Source organism: Streptomyces roseochromogenus subsp. oscitans DS 12.976, from assembly GCF_000497445.1.
In the GTDB taxonomy this organism is placed as follows: domain Bacteria; phylum Actinomycetota; class Actinomycetes; order Streptomycetales; family Streptomycetaceae; genus Streptomyces; species Streptomyces oscitans.
The window spans coordinates 1,747,157-1,773,238 of sequence record NZ_CM002285.1 but is presented as its reverse complement, the minus strand read 5'-3'; the positions used below and the strand labels follow the sequence as shown (position 1 = coordinate 1,773,238).

Genomic DNA, 26,082 nt, shown 5'->3' with positions numbered 1-26,082 from the left:
CGGTGGCATCGTCCCGGTATGCTCCGTTTCATCCCTTCGAGCGGTCCCTTCGCTCACCAGTGGAGGCGTGAGACGTGATCGACTCCGCGGGTTGACGACGATGGTCTTGGCAAGGGCCTCCCGGAGGCTTACGTTCGTCCCTCTACCGCCTGCTCTACGGGCGTAGAGGCTTTGGCGGTCCCGTCGAAGGAGCAGTTCATGGCCAACGTCGTACGAGCCGCACTGGTCCAGGCCACCTGGACCGGCGACACCGAGTCCATGGTGGCGAAACACGAGGAGCACGCCCGTGCGGCGGCCCGGCAGGGTGCCAAGGTCATCGGGTTCCAGGAGGTCTTCAACTCGCCCTACTTCTGCCAGGTCCAGGAGCCGGAGCACTACCGCTGGGCCGAGCCGGTGCCGGACGGGCCGACCGTGCGGCGGATGCGGGACCTCGCCCGTGAGACCGGCATGGTCGTCGTCGTGCCCGTCTTCGAGGTCGAGCAGTCCGGCTTCTACTACAACACCGCCGCCGTGATCGACGCCGACGGGGCCTACCTCGGCAAGTACCGCAAGCACCACATCCCGCAGGTCAAGGGCTTCTGGGAGAAGTACTACTTCAAACCCGGCAACCTGGGCTGGCCGGTCTTCGACACCCGCGCCGGCCGCATCGGGGTCTACATCTGCTACGACCGGCACTTCCCCGAGGGCTGGCGGCAACTCGGCCTCAACGGAGCCCAGTTGGTCTACAACCCGTCGGCCACGCACCGTGGACTGTCTGCCCACCTGTGGCAGCTGGAGCAGCCCGCCGCGGCCGTCGCCAACGAGTACTTCATCGCCGCCATCAACCGGGTGGGCCAGGAGGAGTACGGCGACAACGACTTCTACGGGACCAGTTACTTCGTCGATCCGCGTGGGAAGTTCGTGGGCGAGGTCGCGAGCGACAAGTCCGAGGAACTCCTCGTCCGTGACCTCGATTTCGACCAGATCGAGGAAGTGCGGCAGCAGTGGGCCTTCTACCGCGACCGCCGCCCCGACGCCTACGAAGGGCTGGTGCAGCCGTGAACGACCTCTACTCCCGCCACCGCCAGGTCCTGCCCGACTGGCTCGCCCTCTACTACGACGAGCCGATCGAGATCACCCACGGCGAGGGCCGCCACGTCTGGGACTCCGCCGGCAACAAGTACCTGGACTTCTTCGGCGGCATCCTGACCACGATGACCGCGCACGCGCTGCCCGAGGTGACCAAGGCCGTCGGCGAGCAGGCCGGGCGGATCGTCCACTCGTCCACGCTGTACCTCAACCGGCCGATGGTCGAACTCGCCGAGCGCATCGCCCAGGTGAGCGGCATCCCGGACGCCCGGGTCTTCTTCACCACCTCCGGCACCGAGGCCAACGACACCGCCCTGCTGCTCGCCACCGCCCACCGGCGCAGCAACACCGTCCTGGCCATGCGCAACAGCTACCACGGCCGCTCCTTCAGCACGGTCGGCATCACCGGCAACCGCAGCTGGTCGCCGACCTCGCTGTCCCCGCTGCAGACCCTGTACGTCCACGGCGGCGTGCGCACCCGGGGCCCGTTCGCCGAGCTGGACGACCGCGCGTTCATCGACGCGTGCGTCGCCGATCTGAAAGACATCCTCGGGCACACCCGCCCGCCCGCCGCGCTGATCGCCGAACCCATCCAGGGCGTCGGCGGCTTCACCTCCCCGCCCGACGGGCTCTACGCCGCCTTCCGTGAGGTGCTGAAGGAGCACGGCATCCTGTGGATCGCCGACGAGGTGCAGACCGGCTGGGGCCGCACCGGCGACCACTTCTGGGGCTGGCAGGCGCATGCCCAGAGCGGCCCGCCGGACCTCGTCACCTTCGCCAAGGGCATCGGCAACGGCGCCTCGATCGGCGGGGTGATCGCCCGCGCCGAGATCATGAACTGCCTGGACGCCAACAGCATTTCGACGTTCGGCGGCACCCAGCTGACCATGGCCGCAGGCCTCGCCAACCTCACCTACCTCCTCGAACACGACCTCCAGGGCAACGCCCGCCGGGTCGGCGGCCTGCTCATCGAGCGGCTGCGGGCTGTCGCCGCCCAGCTGCCCGGCGTACGCGAGGTGCGCGGACGCGGGCTGATGATCGGCATCGAGCTGGTCAGGCCGGGCACGGACGAGGCCGATCCGCAGGCGGCCGCCACCGTCCTGGAGATGGCCCGCGAGGGCGGCCTGCTGATCGGCAAGGGCGGTGGCCACAACACCAGCGCCCTGCGCGTCGCCCCGCCGCTGTCGCTCACCGTCGCGGAGGCGGAAGAGGGCGCGGCGATCCTCGAACAGGCGCTGCGGAGCGCGTACTAGAGAAACAGGTGCACGGCCATGACCACCACCTCCGAGACCCGGCACGGCTGGGAACCCGCCCTCTCCGTCCGCCAGGTGCTCACCCTGGAGCGGGTGCTCGCCGGGGAACCCGAGGTGGTGGCCGGTGCCGGGCAGCTCGACCGGCCCGTGCGCTGGGTGCATGTCGCCGAGGCCGCCGATGTCGGGGTGATGCTCAGCGGCGGCGAGATGGTGCTCACCACCGGTGTGCTCCTCGCCGGGGACGAGGCCAAGCAGGCCGAGTACATCCAGTCGCTGCACCGGGCCGAGGCCGCCGCGGTCGTCCTCGGTCTCGGCCGTGCCTTTCCCACGCCGCCCGAGGTGATGCGGCGGGCCGCCGAACGCTGCGGCCTTCCCATGGTGGTCCTCCACCGCCCCTTCCCCTTCGCCGAGTTGACCGAGGAGGTCCAATCCCGCCTGGTCCGGCGGAAGTTCGCCGCCGTCAGCCTCTCGGAGTCGGTGCGCGGCGCGCTCACCGGCCTGATCACGGCCGGCGCCCCCCTGCCACGGCTCCTCGACGAGGTCGCCGTGCACAGCGGCTGCCCGGTCGTGCTCACCAACCTCGCCCACCGCGTCCTCGCCACGGCGGGGGAGCGGTCCGCGGTGGACGACGTGCTGCGTGACTGGGAGCGGATCGCCCGGCAGGCCTCCGCCGGGACGGCCGGCGGCTGGATCAGCGCCGAACTCGGCGGACGCGGGGAGCGCTGGGGCCGGCTGCTGCTGTGCGGCTACCGCGGCGAGGCGGCCACCGGGCGGCTGCTCGCCGACCGGGCCGCCGAGGCCCTGGTCCTGCACCGCATGCTCGGCGGCGGCCCCGGCCACTCCTGGGAGGAGGAGTCCGCGCAGAGCCTGCTGACCGACCTGGTCTCCGGTGTCGTACCGGCCCGGCAGCTGCTGCCCCGGGCGCGCGCCGCCGGGCTGCCGGTCAACCGGCGCACCTTCGTCCCGCTCGTCGTCCTCGACCGCACCGCGGATGAACTCGGCCGGGTGCTGCGCCTGCTGGGGATGTCCGGGCTCGTCGCCGAACTCGCCGACGGCGCCGCCGCCGTACTGCTCAGCCTCGCCCGCGACCAGGACGCCGAGGCCCTCACCGCGCACTTCGCGGCCCGGCTGCGTGCCGGGTCACCGGCCGTGGTCGCCGCCGCCGAACCCCGTACCGCCTGGGACGACGTGCCCGCCGGGCTGCGCGAGGCCCGGCATGTCGCGGACGCCGTCACCGACTCCTCGGCCGTCCTCGACCTGCCGGCCGTCGTGCGCCTCAAGGACGTCCACCTCCGCGGACTGATCCGGCTGCTGCGCGACGACCCGCACGTGCAGTCCTTCGCCGAGCGGGAGCTGGACGGGCTGCTGTGTGCCGCCGAACCGGAGCTGCTGAACGTCCTGCGGACCTATCTCGCGACCGGCCGCAACAAGTCCCGCACCGCCCAGCTCCACCATGTCTCCCGGCCCGCCCTCTACCGCCGCCTGGAGGCCATACAGGCCCGCCTCGGCGTCGACCTGGACGACTTCGAACAGGCGGCCTCCGTCCACATCGCGCTCCTCGCGCATGATGCGCAACAGGGGTGAAACATGCGTCGACCTGGGAAAACGGCGGTGAAACATGGGATCGCGAACGCGTGACACGGTGGCACGCCGCACGCCCGCAGACGTGACACGCTGCCCGTCGAACGACCCTCACGGGCTTTCTACGCTCACGGAACACCGAGCTACCGGAGGTCCCGATGAGCCGAGTGATCCGTGCTGCCCTGTTCCAGACCGCGTGGACCGGCGACAAGGAATCCATGATCCAGGTCCACGAGCAGGCCGCCCGCGACGCGGCCGCCCAGGGCGCCCAAGTCCTCTGCTTCCAGGAGCTGTTCTACGGCCCCTACTTCTGCCAGGTTCAGGACAAGGCCTTCTACGAGTACGCCGAGCGGATCCCCGAGGGCCCGACCGTGCGCCGCTTCCAGTCCCTCGCCCGCGAGCTGGGCATCGTCCTGGTGCTGCCCATGTACGAGGAGGAGCAGCCGGGCGTCCTGTACAACACGGCCGCCGTGATCGACGCGGACGGCTCCTACCTCGGCAAGTACCGCAAGACTCACATCCCCCAGGTCCAGGGATTCTGGGAGAAGTTCTACTTCCGCCCGGGGAACAGCGGCTGGCCGGTCTTCGAGACGGCCGCCGGCCGGATCGGCGTGTACATCTGCTACGACCGCCACTTCCCGGAGGGCTGGCGGGCGCTGGGTCTCGCCGGGGCCGAGATCGTCTTCAACCCTTCGGCCACCTCGCGCGGCCTGTCCCGCTACCTGTGGCAGCTGGAGCAGCCGGCGGCTGCCGTGGCCAACGAGTACTTCGTCGGCGCGATCAACCGGGTCGGCGTGGAGGACCTCGGCGACAACGACTTCTACGGCACGACCTACTTCGTGGACCCCGAGGCCCAGTTCGTCGGCGAGGTGGCGAGCGACAAGGAGACCGAACTCGTGGTCCGCGATCTCGACCTGGCGGGGCTCCGCGAGGTCCGCGACCGCTGGCAGTTCTACCGCGACCGGGCACCGGGGGCGTACACACCGCTGACCGCGCCCTGACCGCACTGTTGACCGAGGGAGCAGCATGAGCAGCCGTACCGTCATCCGTGGTGGGCTCGTCATCACCGCGTCGGACGAGATCCACGCCGACGTCCTGATCGAGGACGGCCGCGTCGCCGCCCTCGCCGCCTCCAGCACGCCCGCCGCCGGGGCGTTCACCGCCGAGCGAAGCGAGATGGGGGCACCCCCGCCCGAAGGGTGGGGGAGGGTGATCGACGCCACCGGGAAGTACGTCATCCCGGGCGGCGTCGACGCGCACACCCACATGGAGCTGCCGTTCGGCGGCACCTTCGCCTCCGACACCTTCGAGACCGGCACCCGGGCCGCGGCCTGGGGCGGTACGACGACGATCGTCGACTTCGCGGTGCAGAGCGTCGGCCACACCCTGCGCGAGGGACTGGACACCTGGCACGCCAAGGCCGAGGGCAACTGCGCGATCGACTACGCCTTCCACATGATCGTCTCCGACGTCAACGACGAGACGCTGAAGGAGATGGACCTGCTGGTGGAGGAGGGCGTCACCTCCTTCAAGCAGTTCATGGCGTATCCGGGCGTCTTCTACTCCGACGACGGTCAGATCCTGCGCGCCATGCAGCGCTCCGCCGACAACGGCGGGCTCATCATGATGCACGCCGAGAACGGCATCGCCATCGACGTCCTGGTCGAGCAGGCGCTCGCCCGGGGCGAGACCGACCCGCGCTACCACGGCGAGGTCCGCAAGGCCCTGCTGGAGGCCGAGGCCACCCACCGCGCCATCCGGCTCGCACAGGTCGCGGGCGCCCCGCTGTACGTCGTACACGTCTCGGCCATGGAGGCGGTGGCCGAGCTGGCCCGGGCCCGGGACGAGGGGCTTCCTGTCTTCGGCGAGACCTGCCCGCAGTATCTGTTCCTGTCCACCGACAACCTCGCCGAGCCGGACTTCGAGGGCGCGAAGTATGTGTGCAGCACCCCGCTGCGGCCGCGCGAACACCAGGCCAAGCTGTGGCAGGGGCTCAGGACGAACGACCTGCAGGTGGTCTCGACCGACCACTGCCCGTTCTGCTTCGCGGGCCAGAAGGAGCTGGGCCGCGGCGACTTCTCCAAGATCCCCAACGGCCTGCCGGGCGTGGAGAACCGTATGGACCTGCTCCACCAGGCCGTCGTCGACGGGCACCTCTCCCGCCGCCGCTGGATCGAGATCGCCTGCGCCACCCCGGCGCGCATGTTCGGCCTGTACCCCAAGAAGGGCACCATCGCTCCCGGCGCCGACGCCGACATCGTCCTCTACGACCCGCACGCCGAGCAGGTCATGTCCGCCGGGACCCACCACATGAACGTCGACTACTCGGCGTACGAGGGCAAGCGCACCACCGGCCGTGTCGAGACCGTCCTCTCGCGCGGTGAGGTGATCATCGACCAGCGGGAGTACACCGGACACGCCGGCCACGGCGTCTTCACCCCGCGCTCCACCTGTCAGTACCTCAACTAGGAAGGGTGCCATGGACGCCATGGATTTCGGACTCGTCCTGCAGACCGACCCGCCGGCCTCCCGTGTCGTCAGCCTGATGAAACGGGCCGAGCGCAACGGTTTCACGTACGGCTGGACCTTCGACTCCTCCGTGCTCTGGCAGGAGCCGTTCGTGATCTACAGCCAGATCCTGGCGAACACGTCCCATCTGAAGGTCGGCCCGATGGTCACCAACCCGGGCACCCGCACCTGGGAGGTCACCGCCTCCACGTTCGCCACCCTCAACGACATGTTCGGCAACCGCACCGTCTGCGGCATCGGCCGCGGCGACTCCGCGATGCGGGTCGCGGGCCGCAAACCCAACACCCTGGCCCGGATCAGCGAGGCGATGAAGGTCATCCGCGCGCTCGCCCGGGGCGAGGAGGCCGACCTCGGCGGCACCAAGATCCGGTTCCCGTGGATCAAGGAGGGCGCCCAACTCCCCGTCTGGATGGCCGCGTACGGCCCGAAGGCGCTGAAGATGACCGGCGAGGAGGCCGACGGTTTCATCCTCCAGCTGTCCGACCTGTATCTGACCGAGTACATGGTGAAGGCCGTCAAGGACGCGGCGGTCGCCGCCGGGCGCGATCCGTCGGACGTGACGATCTGCGTGGCGGCCCCCGCCTATGTCACCGAGGACGACTCGCCCGAGGCCCTCGCCCACGCCCGGGAGCAGTGCCGCTGGTTCGGCGGCATGGTCGGCAACCACGTCGCCGATCTGGTCGCCAAGTACGGCGAGCACTCCGCCCAGGTCCCCGAGGAACTCACCGACTACATCAAGGCACGGCAGGGCTACGACTACGCCCACCACGGGCGCAGCGGCAACCCGGACACCGAGTTCGTGCCCGACGAGATCGTGGACCGGTTCTGTGTGATCGGCCCCGCGGAGAAGCACATCGAGAAACTGAACGCCCTCCGCGCGCTGGGCGTCGACCAGTTCGCGGTGTACGACATGCACGACGCGCAGGAGGCCACCATCGACGCCTACGGCACGACGGTGATCCCGGCCGTCAACGCCTGACCCGACCTCTGTTGCCCGACCTCCCCCACACCCCTCTTGGTCACCCTCTCCCCGCGGTCCCGGGGAGGGGGCTGGTGCCCGCACGGCCAACTCCCGTCCCACCTCACCCGATTGGCCAGCCATGACCGACACCGCTCCCCCGGCCATACCCCTCTCCGGCCAGGTCACCCTCCCCGACGGGCGCGTGGAACTCGCTCCCGGCACCCCGCCGCCCAGCGGTCCCTACGCCAACGAGGACCTTCTCCCGGTCCCGGCCGGGAAGCGCACCTGGACCACGTACAACTTCTCCGCGCTCTGGGTCGGTATGGCCCACAACACGGCCTCCTGGACCCTGGCCTCCGGTCTGATCGCCGTCGGCATGGACTGGAAGCAGGCGGTGTTCACCATCGCCCTCGCCAACCTGATCGTGCTGGTGCCGATGCTGCTCACCGGGCACGCCGGCCCCAAGTACGGCATCCCGTTCCCGGTCTTCGCCCGCGCCTCGTTCGGCGTGCGCGGCGCCAACCTGCCCGCCGTCGTACGGGCGTTGGTGGCCTGCGGCTGGTTCGGCATCCAGACCTGGATCGGCGGCGAGGCGATCTACTTCCTCGCCGGGAAGCTGATCGGTGACAGCTGGTCGAACGCGGCGCACTTCGGCGGCTACGCCTGGACCATGTGGCTGTCGTTCGCGATCTTCTGGGTCATCCAGGTCGCGATCATCTACCGGGGCATGGAGACCATCCGCCGCTTCGAGAACTGGGCGGCGCCCTTTGTGCTCGTCGGCGCGTCCGTGATGCTGTGGTGGATGAGCAGCAAGGCGGGAGGCGTGGGCCCGCTGTTCGACCAGCCGTCGAAGCTCGGCTGGGGCGGGAGCTTCTGGAAGCTCTTCTGGCCCTCATTGATGGGCATGATCGGCTTTTGGTCCACTTTGAGCCTGAATATTCCTGACTTCACCCGCTATGGGCGCAGCCAGAAAGCCCAGACCTGGGGCCAGGCCCTCGGCCTGCCGACGACGATGACCCTGTTCGCGTTCCTGTCCGTCCTGGTCACCTCCGGCTCCGAGGCCGTGTACGGCAAGCCGGTCTGGGACCCGGTGCAGTTGGCGGCGAAGACGGACAACGTGGCCGGCCTGCTCTACGCGCTGGTGACGGTCCTGGTCGCGACCCTGTCCGTGAACATCGCCGCGAACCTGGTCTCGCCGGCCTTCGACTTCTCCAACGTGGCGCCCAGAAAGGTGAGTTTCCGCACCGGAGCGCTCATCACCGCCGTCCTCGCGGTCCTCATCTTCCCCTGGAAGCTGTACTCCGACCCGCAGGGCTACATCTTCACCTGGCTCGGTCTGGTCGGCGGCCTGCTCGGCACGGTCGCGGGCATCCTCGTGGCCGACTACTGGTTCCTGCGCCGCACCCGCCTGGACCTCGCCGACCTCTACCGCACGGGAAGCCGTTACTGGTACGCGGGCGGCTGGAACTGGCGCGCGGTCGTGTCCTTCCTGGCGGGCGGTGTCCTCGCGATCGGCGGCGCCAGCTTCAAGCCCCTGATCGACGGCCGTCCCATCCCCGCCCTGGCCTCCTTGGCGGACTACGGCTGGGCGGTGGGCCTGGGCACGTCCCTGGTGCTGTACCTGGCGCTCACGCTGCTGACGGGCCGGAGAGAGACCATCGCATAGCGGGACCGGGGCAGACAGGCAGCGGGCCGGGGGCAGGGAGCAGCCAGGCAAGGACATGGGGGTGGGCGGTCAGCCGGACTGGGACTGCCCGCCCCCGAGGGCGCCGACCGCGGCCCGCGCCGCCTGGATCGCCCCCTTGTTGATCTCGTCCGTACCCGGAGCCTTCTTCGTCTCGAAGTCGCTGCCGTTGTAGGTGACGATCACCAAGGCGTTGGACGCCTGGACCATCACCACGCCCTCCCGGGTCTGCTGCTTGTCCTCGGTGGTCAGATTCACCACGGAGTAGGCACTGTCCCCGAGCCCGGGCACGGCCCCGCCACCGGCCTTCTCCTTCACCCGCTGCTGGTACTCCTGCTGCGCCTCCTGCGCCGACCCGCTGACCTCGAACGACACATCGAGCCAGCGGTAGTCGTAGCCCTGCAGGGCGTTCCAGGAGCAGGTGCGGCGCAGCTTGGTGTCCGTCGACGGGATCTCCTTGCCCTGCGTCTTCGCGCCGGGCACCAGGGACTTGACGGTCGCCGCGGGCACGCTGGTGCACGGGGAGGGCGCGGTGGCGTACGCCTGGGAGGCCGCGCCGCCGGACGAGGGGCCGGAGGAGCCGGAGGAGGACTGGGTGGGCGTCGTCCGGGCCGCCTGATGCCCGGCCGCCACCGACGGTGCGGCCGGGCCGGACGTCAGCGCCCAGCCGGCACAGGCGAGGACCGCGACCGGCGAGATCCGCGCGGTGAGGGCCAGCGGCAGAGGAAGAGAACGCACGGCGCACTTCTCGTGGGGGAGGGGGTGCGGAGGGGGACCGCAGGGTGGACGGGGACGACAGTGTCACACGAGTCCCTGTGGGGCGGAAGTGGGGAACGCGCTGCGTGCCCGCACGTTCACGAGACCCTGTTCGCGACGTACCGATCTGCCCGTTTTGCTCTCGGAGATGGCGCGGCTAGGGCACCCTCGCCGTCCACTCCACGGAGGTGAACTTGGTCCGCGCCAGTTCCTCCGCGCGCGTCAGCTCCTCGCCCGTGATCTTGCCCGGTGCCAGGCCGTACCGTACGCGGAACGACTCGATCATCCGGTCGATGACCGACTCGCGCGGCAGCCCGGTCTGCCGCCGCAGCGGATCGACCCGCTTCTTCGCGCTTCTCGTCCCCTTGTCGGACAGCTTCTCCCGCCCGATGCGCAGCACCTCGACCATCTTGTCGGCGTCGATGTCGTACGCCATGGTCACGTGGTGCAGTACGCCGCCCGGGCCGCCGTCGGGCCCGACGATCCGCTTCTGCGCGGCGCCCGCGATCTTGCCCTGGTCCGTCGCGATGTCGTTCAGCGGCTGGTACCACGCCCGGATGCCCATGTCTCCGAGCGCACCCAGCACCCAGTCGTCCAGATAGGCGTAGCTGTCCTGGAAGGACAGGCCCTGCACGAGGGACTCCGGCACCGACAGGGAGTACGTGATCGTGTTGCCGGGCTCCACGAACATCGCGCCGCCGCCGGAGATCCGCCGCACCACCTCGATGCCGTGCCGCGCGGCACCTTCGGCGTCCACTTCGTTGCGCAGCGACTGGAAGCTGCCGATGATCACCGCCGGAGCGCCCCACTCCCACACCCTGAGGGTCGGCGGGCGCCGTCCCGCGGCGACCTCGGCGGTCAGCACCTCGTCCAGCGCCATGTGCAACGCGGGTGGCTGCGGGCCCTCGTGGATCAGCTGCCAGTCGTAGTCGGTCCAGTCCGTGGCGCGTGCCAGGGCCCGGCGCACCGCGATGGCGACACCCTCCGAGGTCAGGCCGTACATCACCGTCCCCGCGGGCAGCGCCGCGTCGATGCGCGCGGCCAGCCCTGCCGCGTCGGTGTCCGCCGGGACACCCTCCAACGCGCCGTTCACCGCGTCCAGCGCCTCGTCCGGCTCCAGGAAGAAGTCGCCCGCCACGCGCACGTGCCGCAACACGCCGTCCTCGGCGTCCACGTCCACGACGACGAGCTTGCCGCCGGGCACCTTGTACTCACCGTGCACTGCCTGGGCCTCCGTCCCTGCCGCCTCCCGCATGAGATCAACGGCGCAGGTCGTCGCCGTGTTCCCCGGACGGCGATCACGCTCGTACGATCACCTGGAAGACGTACCCGAGCCCTGGAGGCGCCCGTGTTCACCACCCGGCCCACCCTGCAAGGCACCTTCGGGATGGTGTCCTCCACCCACTGGCTGGCCTCCCAGTCGGCGATGGCGGTTCTGGAGGACGGGGGCAACGCCTTCGACGCCGCCGTGGCCGGTGCGTTCGTGCTGCATGTGGTGGAGCCACACCTGAACGGGCCGGCGGGCGAGGTGCCGATTCTGCTCGCCCCGGCGGGCGGCGAGGTACGGGTGCTGTGCGGGCAGGGAGTGGCGCCGGCCGGAGCCACCGTCGCGCACTACCTGGGGCTCGGGGCTGGATCTCGTACCCGGCACCGGGCCGCTCGCGGCCGCCGTGCCCGGTGCCTTCGACGCCTGGCTGCTGCTCCTGCGCGACCACGGCACGAAGTCCCTGGACGTCGTGCTGAAGTACGCCATCGGATACGCCGAGCACGGGCACCCGCCCGTGGAGAAGATCGGCGCGACCGTGGAGACCGTACGGGAGCTGTTCGAGACGGAGTGGACCTCTTCGGCGGAGGTCTATCTGCCCGGCGGGCGGGCGCCCCGGCCGGGTCAGCCGCTGCGCAATCCCGCGCTCGCCGCCACCTGGAAGCGGCTGCTCGCCGAGACCGCCCGGGCCGGGGACCGGGAGGCCCGGATCGACGCGGCACGCGAGGTGTGGCGCTCCGGCTTCATCGCCGAGGCGCTGGTACGGCAGTCCCGGCGGCCCACGAGGGACACCAGCGGCGAACGGCACACCGGCACGCTCACCGAGGCCGACCTCGCCGGCTGGTCGGCGGCCTACGAGACCCCGGTGACCTACGACTGGAACGGCTGGACCGTGTGCAAGGCCGGCCCCTGGAGCCAGGGCCCCGCCCTCCTCCAGCAGCTCGCCCTGCTCCCGCAGGAACTGCCCGCCTACGGCTCCGCCGACTACGTCCATCTGCTGATCGAGGGCTGCAAGCTCGCCATGGCCGACCGCGAGGCCTGGTACGGCGACGCCGCCGAGGTTCCGGTCGCCGAGCTGCTCTCGGACGACTACAACGCCGGACGGCGGGCCCTGGTCGGCGCCAAGGCCTCCTGGGAGCTGCGGCCCGGCAGCCCCGGCGGACGCACCCCGCGGCTGCCCGCGCAGGCGTACGCGCGCGTGGAGGCCTGCAGCGGTCGCGGCTTCGACCCGCTGGGTGCGGGCGAGCCGACTGTCGCGGAGCTGCCCGGTGAGCCGCACGTGGGCGGTGACGGCCGCACCCGCGGCGACACCTGCCACCTGGACGTCGTCGACCGCTGGGGCAACATGATCGCGGCCACGCCCAGCGGCGGCTGGCTGCAGTCCAACCCGGTCGTGCCCGAGCTGGGCTTCCCGCTCGGCACCCGGCTGCAGATGACCTGGCTGGCGGAGGGCCTGCCGAACTCCCTCACCCCGGGCCGCCGCCCGCGCACCACCCTCACACCGTCCCTCGCGCTGCGCGACGGCGTGCCGGTCCTGGCCTTCGGCACGCCCGGCGGCGACCAGCAGGACCAGTGGCAGCTGCACTTCTTCCTCGCCGCCGCCCTGCGCGCCCCGGTCCGCGGCGCCCTCGACCTGCAGGGCGCGATCGACGCCCCGAACTGGCACAACGACAGCTTTCCCAGCTCCTTCTACCCGCGTGGCCGCCGCCCCGGCAGCGTCACCGTGGAGTCCCGTATGGACGCGGACGTGATCGAGGAGCTGCGGCGGCGCGGCCACGACGTCACGGTCGCCCCGGCCTGGTCCGAAGGGCGCCTGTGCGCCGTGGCCCGGGACCCGGAGACCGGCGTGCTGTCGGCGGCGGCGAACCCGCGCGGGATGCAGGGCTACGCGGTGGGCCGCTGACGGCACGCCCAGGAGCGGTGCCGAAGCGGCCCCTGTGCGTCCGGCACACCCGGGAGCGGGGCGCGGTGCGACCCCTGTTCTTCATCGCGATTCCACCCGGTGTGCACCGGGGAGGCGGGGATTGTCAGCGGGGCATGCTCTCATGGAGGCATGATCCAAGAAACGGAAACCATCGACGAGTTTCTCGCGCGCTGCTCGGCCGACGTGGAGGAAGCGGTCCGCAAGGCGGCCGCGGCCGAGATCCTGCCCCGCTTCCGCCGCCTCGCCGCGCACGAGGTGGACCAGAAGAGCGGCCCCCACGACCTGGTGACGGACGCCGACCGGCTGGCCGAGCTGCGGCTCACCGACGCCCTGGGCGCACTGCTGCCCGGCTCGGTCGTGGTCGGCGAGGAGGCGGTGCACGCCGACCCGGCGACCTACGCGGCGCTCCAGGGCGACGCGCCGGTGTGGATCGTCGACCCGGTCGACGGCACCCGCCAGTTCGTGCACGGCGACGACGGGTTCTGCACCCTGGTCGCCCTCGCCCACCGGGGCGTCGTCCTCGCCTCCTGGACCTACGCCGCGGCACGCGACCAGCTCGCCACCGCGGTCCGCGGCCAGGGCGCCTTCCTCGACGGCGAGCGGCTGTTCGCGGGCCCGCCCGCGCCCGGCCGGGACCTCGTCGTCGCCACGTCCCACCCTGACTACACCACCGACGAGGAGAAGCGCGCCCTGCACGCCCTGTGGACCGACGGCTTCGCCCCCCGCGCCTGCGGTTCGGCGGGCCTGGAGTATCTCGCCGTCGCCCGGGGCGAGTTGGACGCCGTGGCGTTCTCCTGGGAGGCGGCCTGGGACCACGCGGCGGGTCTGCTGCTGGTCGAGGAGGCGGGCGGCGCGCATCTCACACGCACCGGCGAGCCGTTCAGAGTGGCCGGCGGCAACGCGCTGCCGTTCACCGCGGCCCGGGACACCGCGACGGCCCACCGGGTGGCGGAACAGCTGCGCACGGCGGCCTGAACCCCGGGCCGGCCACCGCCGGAGGATTCCCTTCCGCCCGCAACGGCCGGTCCGGCTGGTCACCCGCCCCGGGGGAGTGTCAGTCCTCCGGCATATCCTGAACGCAGAGTGGCCATCGGCTGGCACAACCCCGAGTGGCCATCGGCCGACGAAGGGGTCCGAAGGTGCCGTCGATGCTCGATGCGGTCGTGGTGGGTGCGGGACCGAACGGACTGACCGCCGCGGTGGAGCTGGCCCGCCGTGGCTTCTCCGTCGCGCTGTTCGAGGCGAAGTCCACCGTGGGCGGGGGCGCCCGCACCGAGGAGCTGACCCTGCCCGGCTTCCGGCACGACCCGTGCTCGGCCGCCCACCCCCTCGGCATCAACTCGCCCGCGTTCCGCGCCCTCCCCCTCGACCGCTACGGCCTCGAATGGCAGCACGCCGAGCTGCCGATGGCGCACCCCTTCCTCGACGGCACCGCGGCCGTGCTGTCCCGCTCGGTGGCCGAGACGGCCGCCTCCTTCGGACCGCGCGACGCGGGCGCGTACCGCAGGCTGGTCGAGCCGTTCCTCGCCCACTGGGACACCCTCGTACGGGACTTCATGTCCCTGCCGCTGACCGCGCTCCCACGCGACCCGGTCACCCTGGCCCGGTTCGGGCTGGCCGGGCTGCCACCGGCCACCTGGCTGCTGCGCCGCTTCAAGGACGAGCGGGCCAAGGCCCTCTTCGCCGGCCTCGTCGCGCATGTGATCGCGCCGCTGGACGGCCTGGCCACCGGCGCCGTCGGCCTGGTCTTCGCGCTGGCCGCGCACGCCCGCGGCTGGCCGGTGCCCCGCGGCGGCTCCCAGGCGATCTCGGACGCCCTCGCCTCCTATCTGCGGGACCTCGGCGGCGCCGTACACACCGACTACGAGATCAAGCGCCTGGACGACCTGCCGCCAGCGCGGGCGTACGTCTTCGACACCTCGCCCACCGCACTCGCCCGCATCGCCGGCTTCGGTGACCACTACGCCCACTACCGCTACGGCCCGAGCGTCTTCAAGATCGATTACGCGCTGGACGGCCCGGTGCCCTGGACAGCGCCCGAGGCCCGTGCCGCCGGCACCGTCCAGATCGGCGCGAGCCAGGCCGAGATCTCCACCGCCCTGCGCGCCGCCTCCCGCGAGGGCCGCGCCCCCGACCGGCCGTTCCTGATCACCGTCCAGCCCAGCGTGGCCGACCCGACCCGCGCCCCCGAGGGCAAGCACGTCTTCTGGGCGTACGGCCATGTCCCGAACGGCTGGACCGGCGACCTCACCGACGCCATGGAACGCCAACTGGAGCGCTTCGCCCCCGGGTTCCGCGACCGCGTGCTCGCCCGCGCCGTCGCCGGCCCCGCCGAGCTGGCCGCCCACAACGCCAACTACGTCGGCGGCGACATCGCCTGCGGCGCGGCGTCCGGGCTCCAACTGCTGCTGCGCCCCAGACTGTCCCTGTTCCCGTACCACACCCCGCATCCGGCCGTCTTCATCTGCTCCTCGGCCACCCCGCCGGGACCCGGCGTGCACGGCATGTCGGGCCACAACGCGGCCAAGGCCGTATGGCGAAGACTGAGGCAGACATGACCACCATCACCCTCGTCCAGGGGGACATCACCCGGCAGAGCGCTGACGCGATCGTCAACGCCGCCAACTCCTCCCTGCTCGGCGGCGGAGGCGTCGACGGCGCGATCCACCGGCGCGGCGGCCCCGCCATCCTCGAGGAGTGCCGCGCCCTGCGCGCCTCCCGGTACGGCAAGGGCCTGCCCACCGGCCAGGCGGTCGCCACGACGGCAGGCGAACTCGATGCCCGCTGGGTCATCCACACGGTGGGCCCCGTGTATCAGGCCTCAGGCGGTGATGCTTCGCTTCTCGCCTCCTGTTACCGGGAGTCGCTGCGCGTGGCCGACGAGTTGGGTGCCCGGACGGTGGCGTTCCCGGCGATCTCCACCGGCGTCTACCGGTGGCCGATGGACGATGCGGCCCGCATCGCGGTGGAGACCGTGCGGAACACGCCGACAGCGGTCGAAGAGGTACGGTTCGTCCTCTTCGACGACCGTGCGTACGAGGCGTTCGCCCGCCAACTCGACTGACGAGAGGACGGCAGCCCTCCCGATGCGTGGACGTCCTGCCGCCGTGGAACGCCCGTCCCCTGTTTTCCTCAAGTTCCCCTCCACGCCCTGGACACCTGGCTACCCGTCGGTAAGGGTTGGCCCGGCCGCCGCGAACAGGACCGGTACGCGGGGGCATGTGCCGTTGTTCTCAAGGGCGTCAGGGGGATACATGAGCGGGATCAGCAGGCGGCGGTTTGTGGCGGGGGCGTCCGCGGCGGGGGCGGGAGTCGCTCTCTGGCCGGGGCGGGCCATGGCTCGGGAGCGGGCCCTCGCGGTCAGTGCCGCGCGGGCCGTACGGGTCGACGGGACCACCCTTGAGCAGGCCGCCACGCCCGTCGGCGAGGGGGCCTACAAGCGGCTCGTGGCCGGACCCGGGTGGCCGGTCGTCGTACGGCAGGAGTTGTGCGAGGCCGGGAGCGGGCGGGACGGGCGGCGGACCGGGGCCGCCTCCTTCGTGCAGTTCACCGATCTGCATCTCACGGACACAGAGTCGCCGGTGCGGTTCGAGTATCTGGCGCGGTTCAACGACAGCGCGCACCGGCCGCAGGAGACGCTGACGGTGCGGGGCGCCTCGTCGCTCGTCGAACGCGTCAACGCGGTGCGGCAAGGGCCGTACACCGGGCTGCCGTTCAGTCTCGTCATGGCCACCGGTGACAACACCGACAACCACGAGCGGATCGAACTGGACTGGTATCTGAGCGTCATGAGTGGCGGGCGGATCACCCCGAACAGCGGTGATCTCACGCGGTACGAAGGCGTACAGAACTCCGGGAGCGGCCAGTACTGGAATCCCGGGTCCTCGCTCCAGGACGCCTACAAGGCCAAGGGGCTGCCGCAGATCCCGGGCCTGCTCAGCGGCGCCATCCGGCCCTTCGACGCGCCCGGGCTGAGCGTCCCCTGGTACACCACGGTCGGCAACCACGACGACAGCATCGAAGGCAGCCTGCCCGACCTCGGTCTCCTGGGCGACCTCTACACCGGGTCGCGGAAGGTGGAGGGGTGCGACGACGCCACCGCCGCCCGGCTGGCGGACGCCCTGCTGCACGACCCCGGTGAGGCCGCCGTCCTGCTCAGCCGGCTGCTGACCCATGGCGGTGCGATCCGCACGGTCACGCCCGACGAGCGGCGTCATCCGTTCACGCCCGCCGAGTTCGCCCAGGCCCACCTCGACCCCGCCTACACCGGTGCCGGTCCCGTCGGCCACGGCTTCACCAAGGACTCGGTGAGCAGCGGCCACCTCTACTACACCTTCGACCTCGCCGACGGCGTCCTGGGCATCAGCCTCGACACCACCAACCGCGCCGGATTCGCCGACGGTTCCCTCGGCACCGCCCAGCTGAACTGGCTGGAGTCGGTTCTCGAGGCGAACAGCGGGCACTGGTACGACAGCGACGGCCGTGTGGTGCGCGGCGGGTCCGGCGGGCGGCTCGTCGTCGTGTTCAGCCATCACACCAGTGGCACCATGGGCAATCTGCTGCCCGATCCGTACCGCCCCTTCGAGGGCCGGCACAGCGGTACGGAACTCGTCGCCCTGCTCCAGCGTTTCCCGAACGTCGTGGCCTGGGTCAACGGGCACACCCACACCAACCAGATCATCCCGCACGGCCACGCCGTCCCGGAGCGCGCCTTCTGGGAGATCAACACCGCCTCGCACGTGGACTACCCGCACCACGCCCGGATCATCGAGATCGCCGACAACCAGGACGGCACCCTCTCGCTGTTCACCACGCTCATCGAGTCGGCAGCGCCGTACCGGACCGACTTCGCGGACACCTCGGACCCCGGCCTCGCCGCCCTCTACCGCGAACTGGCCTACAACGACCCGTACGCCACCCCCGCCACCCGCATCGGCACCGCCGCCGACCACAACACCGAGCTGCTGCTCACCAAGCCCACCACCACCTGATTCTTACGTTCCGGCACTTCCGCATTTGCTGTTTTACGCAACTACGCAGCTATCATTTCCGGGACCACACACGCGGCGCGGGGAAGCCGGAGGCTGCTGACATGACCGGCGTGAAGAGCTTCTCCGTCTCGGGCTACGGCCCCGAACGTCCGAGGTGGACGCGGCTCTTCGCGCGCGACTCCGTGACGCGCCGGCTGGACTGGCCGATACTGCTGGCCGCCCTCGTCCTCTCGACGATCGGCTCGCTGCTGGTCTACTCCGCGACCCGCAACCGCACCACCATCAACCAGGGCGACCCGCACTACTTCCTCGTCCGGCATCTGATGAACCTCGGCATCGGGTTCGTCCTGATGATCGGCACGATCTGGCTGGGCCACCGCGCCCTGCGCAACGCCGTGCCGGTCCTCTACGGCCTCTCCCTCCTGGGCGTGCTGCTGGTGCTCACCCCGCTCGGTGCCACCATCAACGGCAACCGCAACTGGATCGTGCTGGGCGGCGGATTCTCGCTCCAGCCCTCGGAGTTCGTGAAGGTCTCGATCGTCCTGGGCATGGCGATGCTGCTCTCAGCCCAGGTCGACACGGGTGACCGTACGTATCCCGACAGCCGCACGGTGATCCAGGCGCTGGGTCTGGCCGCCGTACCGATCATGGTCGTCATGATGATGCCCGACCTGGGCTCGACGATGGTCATGTCGGTCACGATCCTGGGTGTGCTGCTGGCCTCGGGCGCGTCCAACCGCTGGGTCTTCGGGCTGCTCGCCGTCGGTGCCGCCGGGGCGGTCGCCGTGTGGCAGTTGCATCTGCTGGACCAGTACCAGATCAACCGCTTCGCGGCCTTCGCCGACCCGAACCTGGATCCTTCCGGGGTCGGCTACAACACCAACCAGGCCCGGATCGCCATCGGTTCCGGCGGTCTGACCGGGCAGGGGCTCTTCCACGGCGCCCAGACCACCGGGCAGTTCGTGCCGGAGCAGCAGACGGACTTCGTGTTCACCGTTGCCGGGGAGGAGCTGGGCTTCGTCGGCGGCGGCCTGATCATCGCCCTGATCGGGGTCATCCTGTGGCGGGCCTGCCGGATCGCGCGCGAGTCGACCGAGCTGTACAGCACCATCGTCGCCGCCGGGATCGTCGCCTGGTTCTCCTTCCAGTCCTTCGAGAACATCGGCATGGCGCTCGGCATCATGCCGGTCGCGGGCATCCCCCTGCCGTTCGTGTCGTACGGCGGCTCGTCGATGTTCGCCGTGTGGGTGGCCGTGGGACTGCTCCAGTCGATCAAGGTCCAGCGGCCTCTGCAGGCCTGACACCGGACGTCACCGTCACCGCGACCGTCGAGGTCTCCCCGGACTCGGACGCGGGCGCGGACGTGGGGCGGGTCCAGCCCTGGTCCGACTCGGCGCTCCTCCACCGGCGGCCTTCGAACGTGACGGACGTGGCGTGCAGCGCGGTGGCGTGGCAGACCAGCCACAGGGCCAGGGACCAGCCTGTCGCCGGCTTGTCGACCGGGTACGTGACACCGCCGGGGACGGAAACGGGGGCCGGTACCCGACCGAACTCCCGCCGGACCGCGGCCGTGACACCGGCGCCGCTCCCGGGTGCGGCGCCAGCGGTGCCGCCCGCCCCGCTCGACCCAGTCGCGGTCGCGTCCGCCCCGGCCGCGTCCACACCCGCCGCATCGGCTCCGGTCGGGGCCGCGGTCACCTCGGCTCCCGCCACCGTGCAGCTCAGCGCGGGCCCCTCCCGCCCGGTCAGTACCGCGGCGAGCGTCGCCGCCATGCCCTCGTGCTGGGCGTAGGCCTCCGGGTAACCGCTGCGCTGCACCTTCTGCGCCGCGACGGTGACCGGCAGGTCGAGGTAGTCCGGCACGGCGGCCAGCGCGTCGAAGAACCTCCCCGACGCGTAGACGGGATCGCGGATCTGCGCCGGGCTGCCCCAGCCCTGGGACGGGCGCTGCTGGAACAGGCCGAGGGAGTCCCGGTCGCCGTAGCTGAGGTTGCGGAGTTTGGACTCCTGGATCGCGGTCGCCAGGGCGATGGTGACGGCCCGCTCCGGCAGGCCGCGGGCGTGGGCGACGGCCGCGACGGTCGCGGCGTGGGAGGCCTGGTCGAGGTCGAGCGAGACGGTCGTACCGTCCGAGCCGTGTGCTGTGCATTCATCGGGGGTCACCGAGCGGATGAACCGGACGGCGAGGTAGCTCACGAGCGCCAGGACCACGCCCACCCCGATGACGACCAGCCACGCCTTGCGGCGCCCCCACCTGCGTGCCGCCACGCCGACCCTCCTCTTACCCGCCCTCAGATACAGTTGCGCTATTGCGCAACCTTATAACCATGTTGGCCTTGGCCCCGACCGGGATCCGAGGCGATGGACCCGATCGAGGGGGAAGGCATGACTGGTCGGCGTCGACCGGCTGGACCGGCAGTACGGCCGGCGAGACAGGCGGGGCGGCCGAGGCAGCTGAGCGACCGGACACGGGAGCTGGTCCTGCTGCTCGGCGCCCTCGTCATATGCGGGTACGGCTACGCAGAGACGGCCCTCGCGCTCACCGGGAAGCTGCCGTCCGACATGGTGGTGACGTGCCTGGCGGCGGCCGTACTGCCCCTGGTGTGTCATGTCGTCGTACGTCGGTTCGCCCCGCACGCCGATCCGCTGATCCTGCCCCTGGCCACCCTGCTCAGCGGCCTGGGGCTCGTGCTCATCCACCGGCTCGACATCGCCTACGGGACGCATTTCCACCACTCGGCGCCCGCGGCGTCGGGGCAGCTGATGTGGTGCGGCATCGCGGTGGTGGTGTTCGTCGCGGCGATGGTGCTGCTCAAGGACCACCGCAGGCTGCAGCGCTACCCGTATGTCACCATCACCGTGGGACTGGTCCTGCTGATGGCGCCGGCCTTCTATCCCGGCGACGTCTACGGCGCCAAGCGGTGGATCTTCATCGGCCCGCTGTCCTTCCAGCCGGGCGAGTTCGTGAAGATCGTCATCGTGGTCTTCTTCGCGGGCTATCTGACGCTCCGCAGGGACGCCCTCGCGCTCGCCGGACGGCGCTTCCTCGGCATGTACCTGCCGCGCGGGCGGCAGCTGGGCCCGGTTGCGGCCGTGTGGATCCTCAGCCTGCTGGTCCTGATCTTCGAACGGGACCTCGGCACCTCGCTGATCTTCTTCGGCCTGTTCGTGATCATGCTCTACGTCGCCACCGAGCGCACCAGCTGGGTGGTGTTCGGCGTCGTCATGTTCGCCATCGGAGCCTTCGTCGTCGGTTCCTTCGAACCGCACGTCCACGGCCGTGTCGTCGCCTGGCTGCACCCGATGGACATCTTCCTCCCGCCCGACAAGCGCCCGCCGGGGCTGATCTCCGACCAGGCCGCCCAGGCCCTGTTCAGCTTCGGCTCGGGCGGCATCCTCGGCAGCGGGCTCGGCGAGGGGCATCCGGAACTCATCGGCTTCGCCGGACGCAGCGACTTCATCCTCACCACGGTCGGCGAGGAACTCGGGCTGACCGGTGTGACGGTCGTCATCCTGCTCTACGCGCTGCTCGCCGAGCGCGGCCTGCGCACGGCCCTGACCGTCACCGACCCGTTCGGCAAGCTGCTCGCCGGCGGCTTGGCCTCGGCGCTCGTCCTCCAGGTCTTCGTCGTCGTGGGCGGTGTCACGGGGCTCATCCCGCTCACCGGCAAGGCTCTGCCCTTCCTCGCCCAGGGCGGCTCGTCCATGGTCGCCAACTGGCTGCTGGTCGCCGTCCTGATCAAGGTCAGCGACACCGCCCGCCGACCGCCGCCGGCCCCGGCCACGGACGTCAGCGCCGCCGAGACCCAGTTCGTCCGGCCGTGACCCCGGGGTCCCTTCTCTTCCCGCCGGCGAATGCGAGGAGCGGCGTCCAGAACGCCAAGGCCGACGTCCGCTCGGAACCGGGGCCGGGGCTCAGCGACGTGAACCTGGCAGACCTGCACCCGAGGACGTCGGCCTGCAAGCGGCTGCCCGCCGGGGACAGGGCCTTAGTGTCCTGCCCCGAGCCGGGGCGGTGAGCGGACGCGTCACTCGAACCCTCGGCCGGCCTCCGGCACGAGAGCCAACGGCACTGCCTCATCGAGCAGTTCGGGGACGGGCTCGGTGATCGGCAGAATGACCGGCTCCGGGAACGCGTCCGCCCGGTGCAGATCCTTGATCAGCGCGTCGATCTTCTCCTCGGTCGTCGACGCCATGACGAACACGTGCGCATAGTCACGCCGCCGGATCTTCTGCGGCTTCTTCTCCTGCGGATTCATGACCACTTGCTGCGAGGACAGCGACCACTTGGCGACCAGTTCGGGGTTGGGCTTGCGGAAGCGGACCGTGAGGGTCCCCGGAGTCCGTGCCACCCAGAGATCGACGCCGATGGTGTTGGACACGCGCTTGAGCTGCTGCTCCAGATAGCAGGCGAGCCGCTGCGCCCGCAGGATTCCCGAGATCTGCTGGTCGTAGGAGTGCTTGGCCAGGTAGTCCCACAGGATCACCGGCGAGAAGCCGTTGCGCGAGCCCGCGAACGTCGTGTCCGGCGCGCCGATGTACTGAGGCGAGGCGGGCGGCTTGAGCTGGTACTTGACCTTGGTCATATAGATGCCGCACGGCCACGGCGCCCCGGGCCACTTGTGCCCGCTCATCGCGATCGAACTGATCATGTCCACGGGCGGTTCCTCGGGAACGCCCACGCGCGGCAGCCGGAGCCCGAAGTCGAACTCGGTCATCTTCACTTCCGGCACATGCGCATAGCTCGGGTTGTCCTCCGCCATGCGCAGGAAGGGCGCATAAGCGGCGCCGAGCGCACCGTCGACATGGATCCAGAAACCGCGCCGAATATCCTTCTTGCCCTTCTCGTACTCGATCTCGCGCTCGACCAGGTGGTGTTGCTCGAAGATCGGGAGAAGTCTTTCGCACACCGCGCCGACGTTGTCGTGCGCACCCTTGAAGGTGCTGCCGAGGTTGAGGCTGACCATGATGGGGTGGCCGTTCTTGGCGAAGAACTCGACCAGGGTGGCCAGCTTGTCGATGTCGATCTCCCCGGGGCCGTCGGCAGAGGACTCGGTGCCGGACAGCGAGGGAACTTCCATCGGCCATGGCCCGCCGAGCGGATTGGCGTTCGTGTACCGGGGCTCGCTCATCGCCATCTCGTGGAAGGTCTGGAAGCCCAGCACACGGACGGCTTTGGTGAAGGAGTAGTGGGTGTCCTCCGAGTAGAAGACCACCGGCCGCAGAGCGTTACGCCGCTTGCGTTCCGCCTCTTCTTTCTCCTCCTCCGCCGCGAAGGTCTCGGCCGTGACCTGGCCCTGTACGTACAGCATGCCGTCGGCCGGACGGGTGGGGTTGACGATCAGTGCCCTGCCCGACAGGTAGTCGCGCGCGTTCCAGAGGGCGTACATGTTGCCCTCGGTGGACCCCATGGAGAGCATGTAGCCCCAGTAGGACTCCGGGTCGTGGGGATTGTGCGGCCACTTGGCGTTCCACAGCGCCGCGTAGTAGTCCAGCACGGCGCGCTCGACGACCTTGGTGTTCGGCTTGTAGCCACCCGAGCGGAAGGGGTCGCCGACGTTGTTGACGTGGTGCTCCATGAACCGGGACAGGTCCGCCTTGTAACCGTCCATGTCCTGGTTGACCTGGTAGCCGAGCATGTGCTCCCGCTTGCGGGTCAGATACTCGTCCAGGTCGTCCAGCGCCTTGCGCCGCTGTTCCTTGGTCAGTCCGGACGGCAGGAGCTGGTACTTCTGGTCGGGCAGTTCCTCCTCCGGCGGATAGACGGTGCACGGGTCGAACACCGGGTCGCTGATCGGAGCCGGGAATCCGTCCGCCAGCCCCTCTGACATCAGGATCTGCGACCAGGGCATGTGGTCCGGACCGTAGGGAACGCTGGAGCGGTGCATTCCAGCCGTGCGCCCTGTCTGCGTCATGCGCTCATCCTCCAGAGATGTCCGTGATGCGATGCCTGTACGTGCGATGTGCGTACGTGTGATGTGTGCACATCTGTGCGGAATCGATCCTTCAGTCGCACTGGAGTTCCCGCCACATGCATCGATCGATCGAGTGATGACCGGACCGCACGGCACCTGCACGAACTGACCCGAATATATGTTCGACCATCGCCATACGCGAGTTCGACCATATGAGCGGAATGCCGATGCTTTCGAAAGTGTCTGCGGCGTGGTCGGGGCGGCTGATGCCCACGCTGGCCGTCAGGTGCGGAGGGCCGCACCACGAGCCGATGGGAGCGAGCTGTATGACGGTCGATCAGTCCAGTCCCCAAACCACCGAGGACTTTCCGTTCGGGCCCGACCATGAGACCTGGGAGGAGATCCTGCAGAGCCAGGGGCTCCACAACGGTCAGGCGGGGCTGGTCAGCGGACCGCTCAAGAACCCCACCCACGAATACCCGGAGGAGCCGGGCATCGACGCCCGTGACTTCCAGATCGCGGGTCACGCGCTCACCGACGTCCAGCGCCGCAGGGCTCTGGACTCCATGGCGAGGTATCTGACCTACAAGCGTGACCACATGCTGGGCTATCAGTTCAGCCAGGACACCGACGGCAGCAGGCGGGATCTCTCCCGGTTCCTGGACTTCCACGTCAACAACATGGGGGACCCCTTCGACCGCGGCGGCTACAAGCCCAACACGCGGGTCGCCGAGCGGGCCGTGCTGGACTACTACGCGTCCCTGTGGCACGCGGAATGGCCGCACAACCCCAAGAACGGGGAGTCGTACTGGGGGTACATGACCTCGATGGGCTCCACCGAGGCCAACCTCTACGCGCTGTGGAACGCGCGCGACTACCTCGCGGGCAAGATGCTCCTCAAGACCAAGTCCGACGGCAAGCAGACGCTCACCTATGTGGAGCCCGAGACGTCGCCCAAGAACGAGAAGTTGGTCACTCCCGTCGTCTTCTACTCGCAGGACACCCACTACTCCTTCGGGAAGGGGATGCGGGTGCTGGGGATGTACAACGTCTACGGCGCGGCGCAGAAGTTCAAGTACATGAACGAGAAGTGTCCTATCGGCGACGGCTGGGAGGGCTGCCGGGACGGCGTCCCCTCCAACAAGGACGGCGAGGTCGACATCGACAAGCTCTACAAGCTCGTCAAGTTCTTCGTGGAGAAGGAGCACCCGATCCTGGTGAGCCTCAACTACGGCAGCACCTTCAAGGGCGCTCACGACCATGTCGAGGAGATCTGCCACAAGCTGCTGCCGCTCTTCGAGCCGCAGCACCTCGAACACGAACTGACCTTCGGCCCCAAGCAGAAGGTGACGCGCCGCCGGTTCTGGATCCATGTCGACGGGGCGCTGGGCGCGGGGTACGGCCCCTTCATGCGGATGGCCTCGGCGGAACCGCATGTCTTCCACTGGACCCCCGAGGTCACGCTGCCCGCGTTCGACTTCGGTGTGAGGGCGAGGACGAAGAAGGGCAAGAGCGTCGACATGGTCTCGTCCATCTCGATGAGCGGCCACAAGTGGCCCGGCGTCCCCTGGCCGTGCAGCCTGTACATGTCCAAGGTCAAGTACCAGATGGCGCCCCCCGCGGAGGTGCCGGTGATCGGCTCCAAGGACACCACCTTCGCCGGCTCGCGCAACGGGTTCTCCCCGCTGGTGATGTGGAACGCGCTGGCCCAGCTCTCCTACAGCGACCAGGTCGAGCGCTGCCGCATCGCGACGGAACTGGCGGAGTACATGGAGCGCCGGCTCAAGGAGATCGACATCACGCCGTCCCTGGAGGTGGCCCGGACGCCCGGTTCGTTCAGCGTCCGCTTCCGCCGTCCCAACGCGCGCCTGCTCGCCAAGTGGTCCATGTCCGAGGTCGGCGATCACGTCCACGCGTTCGTCATGCCGTCGACCACACGAGAGGAGATCGACGAACTGGTCTACGACCTCCAGACCAGTGACGCCTTCATCGAGCCCGCTCCGCACATCGAGCACGAGGAGTCCTTCGAGGCCCAGCTGGCCGCTCTCCCCTCCGTGGAACTCGCCGACGGGTTCATTTCCCTGGGCGGCGTCCCCATCAGCGGACGCGGCATGGAATAGGCGCAACTCGCGAGGGGGGCTCGTCCGGTTCGGACC

At 70.1% G+C, this 26,082-nt stretch carries 18 protein-coding genes and 1 pseudogene; 15 read left to right on the top strand and 4 right to left on the bottom strand.

What is annotated here, in order from left to right; all coding sequences use genetic code 11:
- Window positions 1-198: 198 nt before the first annotated feature.
- The 7 genes from M878_RS57775 to M878_RS57745 all read left to right on the top strand — a co-directional run bounded on the left by M878_RS57775 (window position 199) and on the right by M878_RS57745 (window position 9,058).
- A complete protein-coding gene (locus M878_RS57775) occupies window positions 199-1,041 on the top strand; it encodes a nitrilase-related carbon-nitrogen hydrolase (RefSeq protein ID WP_023545638.1) in 843 nt (280 codons plus the stop codon).
- Entirely contained in the window at window positions 1,038-2,321 is a 1,284-nt protein-coding gene (locus tag M878_RS57770) for an aspartate aminotransferase family protein (RefSeq protein WP_023545637.1), read from the top strand. The genes M878_RS57775 and M878_RS57770 overlap by 4 nt, the downstream gene beginning before the upstream one ends.
- An 18-nt stretch (window positions 2,322-2,339) precedes the next feature.
- Window positions 2,340-3,905 (top strand): PucR family transcriptional regulator, encoded by a 1,566-nt coding sequence (locus M878_RS57765; RefSeq protein ID WP_023545636.1) that lies wholly within the window; start codon window positions 2,340-2,342, stop codon window positions 3,903-3,905.
- A 155-nt stretch (window positions 3,906-4,060) separates the two neighbouring features.
- Window positions 4,061-4,903: a nitrilase-related carbon-nitrogen hydrolase gene (locus M878_RS57760; protein WP_031224494.1), complete on the top strand. Its 843-nt coding sequence runs from the start codon at window positions 4,061-4,063 to the stop codon at window positions 4,901-4,903.
- 25 nt (window positions 4,904-4,928) lie between these two features.
- Window positions 4,929-6,371, top strand: coding sequence for a dihydropyrimidinase (hydA, locus tag M878_RS57755; RefSeq protein ID WP_023545634.1), 1,443 nt, complete (start codon window positions 4,929-4,931; stop codon window positions 6,369-6,371).
- A gap of 19 nt (window positions 6,372-6,390) precedes the next feature.
- Window positions 6,391-7,410, top strand: a complete 1,020-nt coding sequence (locus tag M878_RS57750; protein WP_031224492.1) for a TIGR03842 family LLM class F420-dependent oxidoreductase — start codon at window positions 6,391-6,393, stop codon at window positions 7,408-7,410.
- Between the two features lie 121 nt (window positions 7,411-7,531).
- The gene (locus tag M878_RS57745) at window positions 7,532-9,058 is read left to right on the top strand and encodes an NCS1 family nucleobase:cation symporter-1 (RefSeq protein ID WP_023545632.1); all 1,527 of its coding nucleotides are present in this window, start codon (window positions 7,532-7,534) and stop codon (window positions 9,056-9,058) included.
- Window positions 9,059-9,127: 69 nt separating this feature from the next.
- Here the strand turns inward: M878_RS57745 and M878_RS57740 are convergent, their stop codons facing one another.
- Window positions 9,128-9,814 (bottom strand): hypothetical protein, encoded by a 687-nt coding sequence (locus M878_RS57740; protein ID WP_023545631.1) that lies wholly within the window; start codon window positions 9,812-9,814, stop codon window positions 9,128-9,130.
- A 175-nt stretch (window positions 9,815-9,989) separates the two neighbouring features.
- Complete coding sequence (gene lplAB / locus M878_RS57735) at window positions 9,990-11,054, bottom strand: lipoate-protein ligase LplAB (protein ID WP_023545630.1); 1,065 nt, start codon at window positions 11,052-11,054, stop codon at window positions 9,990-9,992.
- A 126-nt stretch (window positions 11,055-11,180) separates the two neighbouring features.
- On the opposite strand from lplAB, the pseudogene M878_RS57730 reads away from it, so the two are divergent.
- From M878_RS57730 to rodA, 6 genes and pseudogenes are all read left to right on the top strand, one after another.
- Window positions 11,181-12,999 (top strand): annotated as a pseudogene (locus tag M878_RS57730) (gamma-glutamyltransferase family protein).
- A 150-nt stretch (window positions 13,000-13,149) separates the two neighbouring features.
- Window positions 13,150-13,995 (top strand): inositol monophosphatase family protein, encoded by an 846-nt coding sequence (locus M878_RS57725; RefSeq protein ID WP_023545628.1) that lies wholly within the window; start codon window positions 13,150-13,152, stop codon window positions 13,993-13,995.
- Between the two features lie 164 nt (window positions 13,996-14,159).
- Window positions 14,160-15,578: a phytoene desaturase family protein gene (locus M878_RS57720; RefSeq protein ID WP_209445505.1), complete on the top strand. Its 1,419-nt coding sequence runs from the start codon at window positions 14,160-14,162 to the stop codon at window positions 15,576-15,578.
- Complete coding sequence (locus M878_RS57715; RefSeq protein WP_023545626.1) at window positions 15,575-16,084, top strand: O-acetyl-ADP-ribose deacetylase; 510 nt, start codon at window positions 15,575-15,577, stop codon at window positions 16,082-16,084. Before M878_RS57720 ends, M878_RS57715 begins: the two co-directional genes overlap by 4 nt.
- Window positions 16,085-16,274: 190 nt before the next feature.
- Complete coding sequence (locus M878_RS57710) at window positions 16,275-18,011, top strand: TIGR03767 family metallophosphoesterase (protein WP_031224490.1); 1,737 nt, start codon at window positions 16,275-16,277, stop codon at window positions 18,009-18,011.
- Window positions 18,012-18,112: 101 nt separating this feature from the next.
- On the top strand, window positions 18,113-19,312 hold the full coding sequence (gene rodA / locus M878_RS57705) for a rod shape-determining protein RodA (protein ID WP_023545624.1): 1,200 nt from the start codon (window positions 18,113-18,115) through the stop codon (window positions 19,310-19,312).
- Here the strand turns inward: rodA and M878_RS57700 are convergent.
- Window positions 19,284-20,279 (bottom strand): hypothetical protein, encoded by a 996-nt coding sequence (locus M878_RS57700; RefSeq protein WP_023545623.1) that lies wholly within the window; start codon window positions 20,277-20,279, stop codon window positions 19,284-19,286. The two genes, rodA and M878_RS57700, sit on opposite strands and share 29 nt — an antisense overlap.
- A 117-nt stretch (window positions 20,280-20,396) precedes the next feature.
- Between M878_RS57700 and M878_RS57695 the strand changes: the two genes are divergently transcribed.
- On the top strand, window positions 20,397-21,836 hold the full coding sequence (locus tag M878_RS57695) for an FtsW/RodA/SpoVE family cell cycle protein (protein WP_078630589.1): 1,440 nt from the start codon (window positions 20,397-20,399) through the stop codon (window positions 21,834-21,836).
- 203 nt (window positions 21,837-22,039) lie between these two features.
- Here the strand turns inward: M878_RS57695 and M878_RS57690 are convergent, their stop codons facing one another.
- Window positions 22,040-23,926 (bottom strand): PLP-dependent aminotransferase family protein, encoded by a 1,887-nt coding sequence (locus tag M878_RS57690; protein ID WP_209445504.1) that lies wholly within the window; start codon window positions 23,924-23,926, stop codon window positions 22,040-22,042.
- Window positions 23,927-24,252: 326 nt separating this feature from the next.
- Between M878_RS57690 and M878_RS57685 the strand changes: the two genes are divergently transcribed.
- A complete protein-coding gene (locus tag M878_RS57685; protein ID WP_023545620.1) occupies window positions 24,253-26,046 on the top strand; it encodes a PLP-dependent aminotransferase family protein in 1,794 nt (597 codons plus the stop codon).
- Window positions 26,047-26,082: the final 36 nt, after the last annotated feature.

Excerpts from the sequence above, each read along its gene's own strand:
- M878_RS57765 (WP_023545636.1), top strand. The coding sequence starts at position 2,340 with ATGACCACCACCTCCGAGACCCGGCACGGCTGGGAACCCGCCCTCTCC.
- M878_RS57775 (WP_023545638.1), top strand. The coding sequence starts at position 199 with ATGGCCAACGTCGTACGAGCCGCACTGGTCCAGGCCACCTGGACCGGC.
- M878_RS57745 (WP_023545632.1), top strand. The coding sequence starts at position 7,532 with ATGACCGACACCGCTCCCCCGGCCATACCCCTCTCCGGCCAGGTCACC.
- M878_RS57725 (WP_023545628.1), top strand. The coding sequence starts at position 13,150 with ATGATCCAAGAAACGGAAACCATCGACGAGTTTCTCGCGCGCTGCTCG.
- M878_RS57750 (WP_031224492.1), top strand. The coding sequence starts at position 6,391 with ATGGATTTCGGACTCGTCCTGCAGACCGACCCGCCGGCCTCCCGTGTC.
- M878_RS57685 (WP_023545620.1), top strand. The coding sequence starts at position 24,253 with ATGACGGTCGATCAGTCCAGTCCCCAAACCACCGAGGACTTTCCGTTC.
- hydA (WP_023545634.1), top strand. The coding sequence starts at position 4,929 with ATGAGCAGCCGTACCGTCATCCGTGGTGGGCTCGTCATCACCGCGTCG.
- rodA (WP_023545624.1), top strand. The coding sequence starts at position 18,113 with ATGACCGGCGTGAAGAGCTTCTCCGTCTCGGGCTACGGCCCCGAACGT.
- M878_RS57695 (WP_078630589.1), top strand. The coding sequence starts at position 20,397 with ATGACTGGTCGGCGTCGACCGGCTGGACCGGCAGTACGGCCGGCGAGA.
- M878_RS57715 (WP_023545626.1), top strand. The coding sequence starts at position 15,575 with ATGACCACCATCACCCTCGTCCAGGGGGACATCACCCGGCAGAGCGCT.
- M878_RS57710 (WP_031224490.1), top strand. The coding sequence starts at position 16,275 with ATGAGCGGGATCAGCAGGCGGCGGTTTGTGGCGGGGGCGTCCGCGGCG.
- M878_RS57760 (WP_031224494.1), top strand. The coding sequence starts at position 4,061 with ATGAGCCGAGTGATCCGTGCTGCCCTGTTCCAGACCGCGTGGACCGGC.
- M878_RS57690 (WP_209445504.1), bottom strand. The coding sequence starts at position 23,926 with ATGACGCAGACAGGGCGCACGGCTGGAATGCACCGCTCCAGCGTTCCC.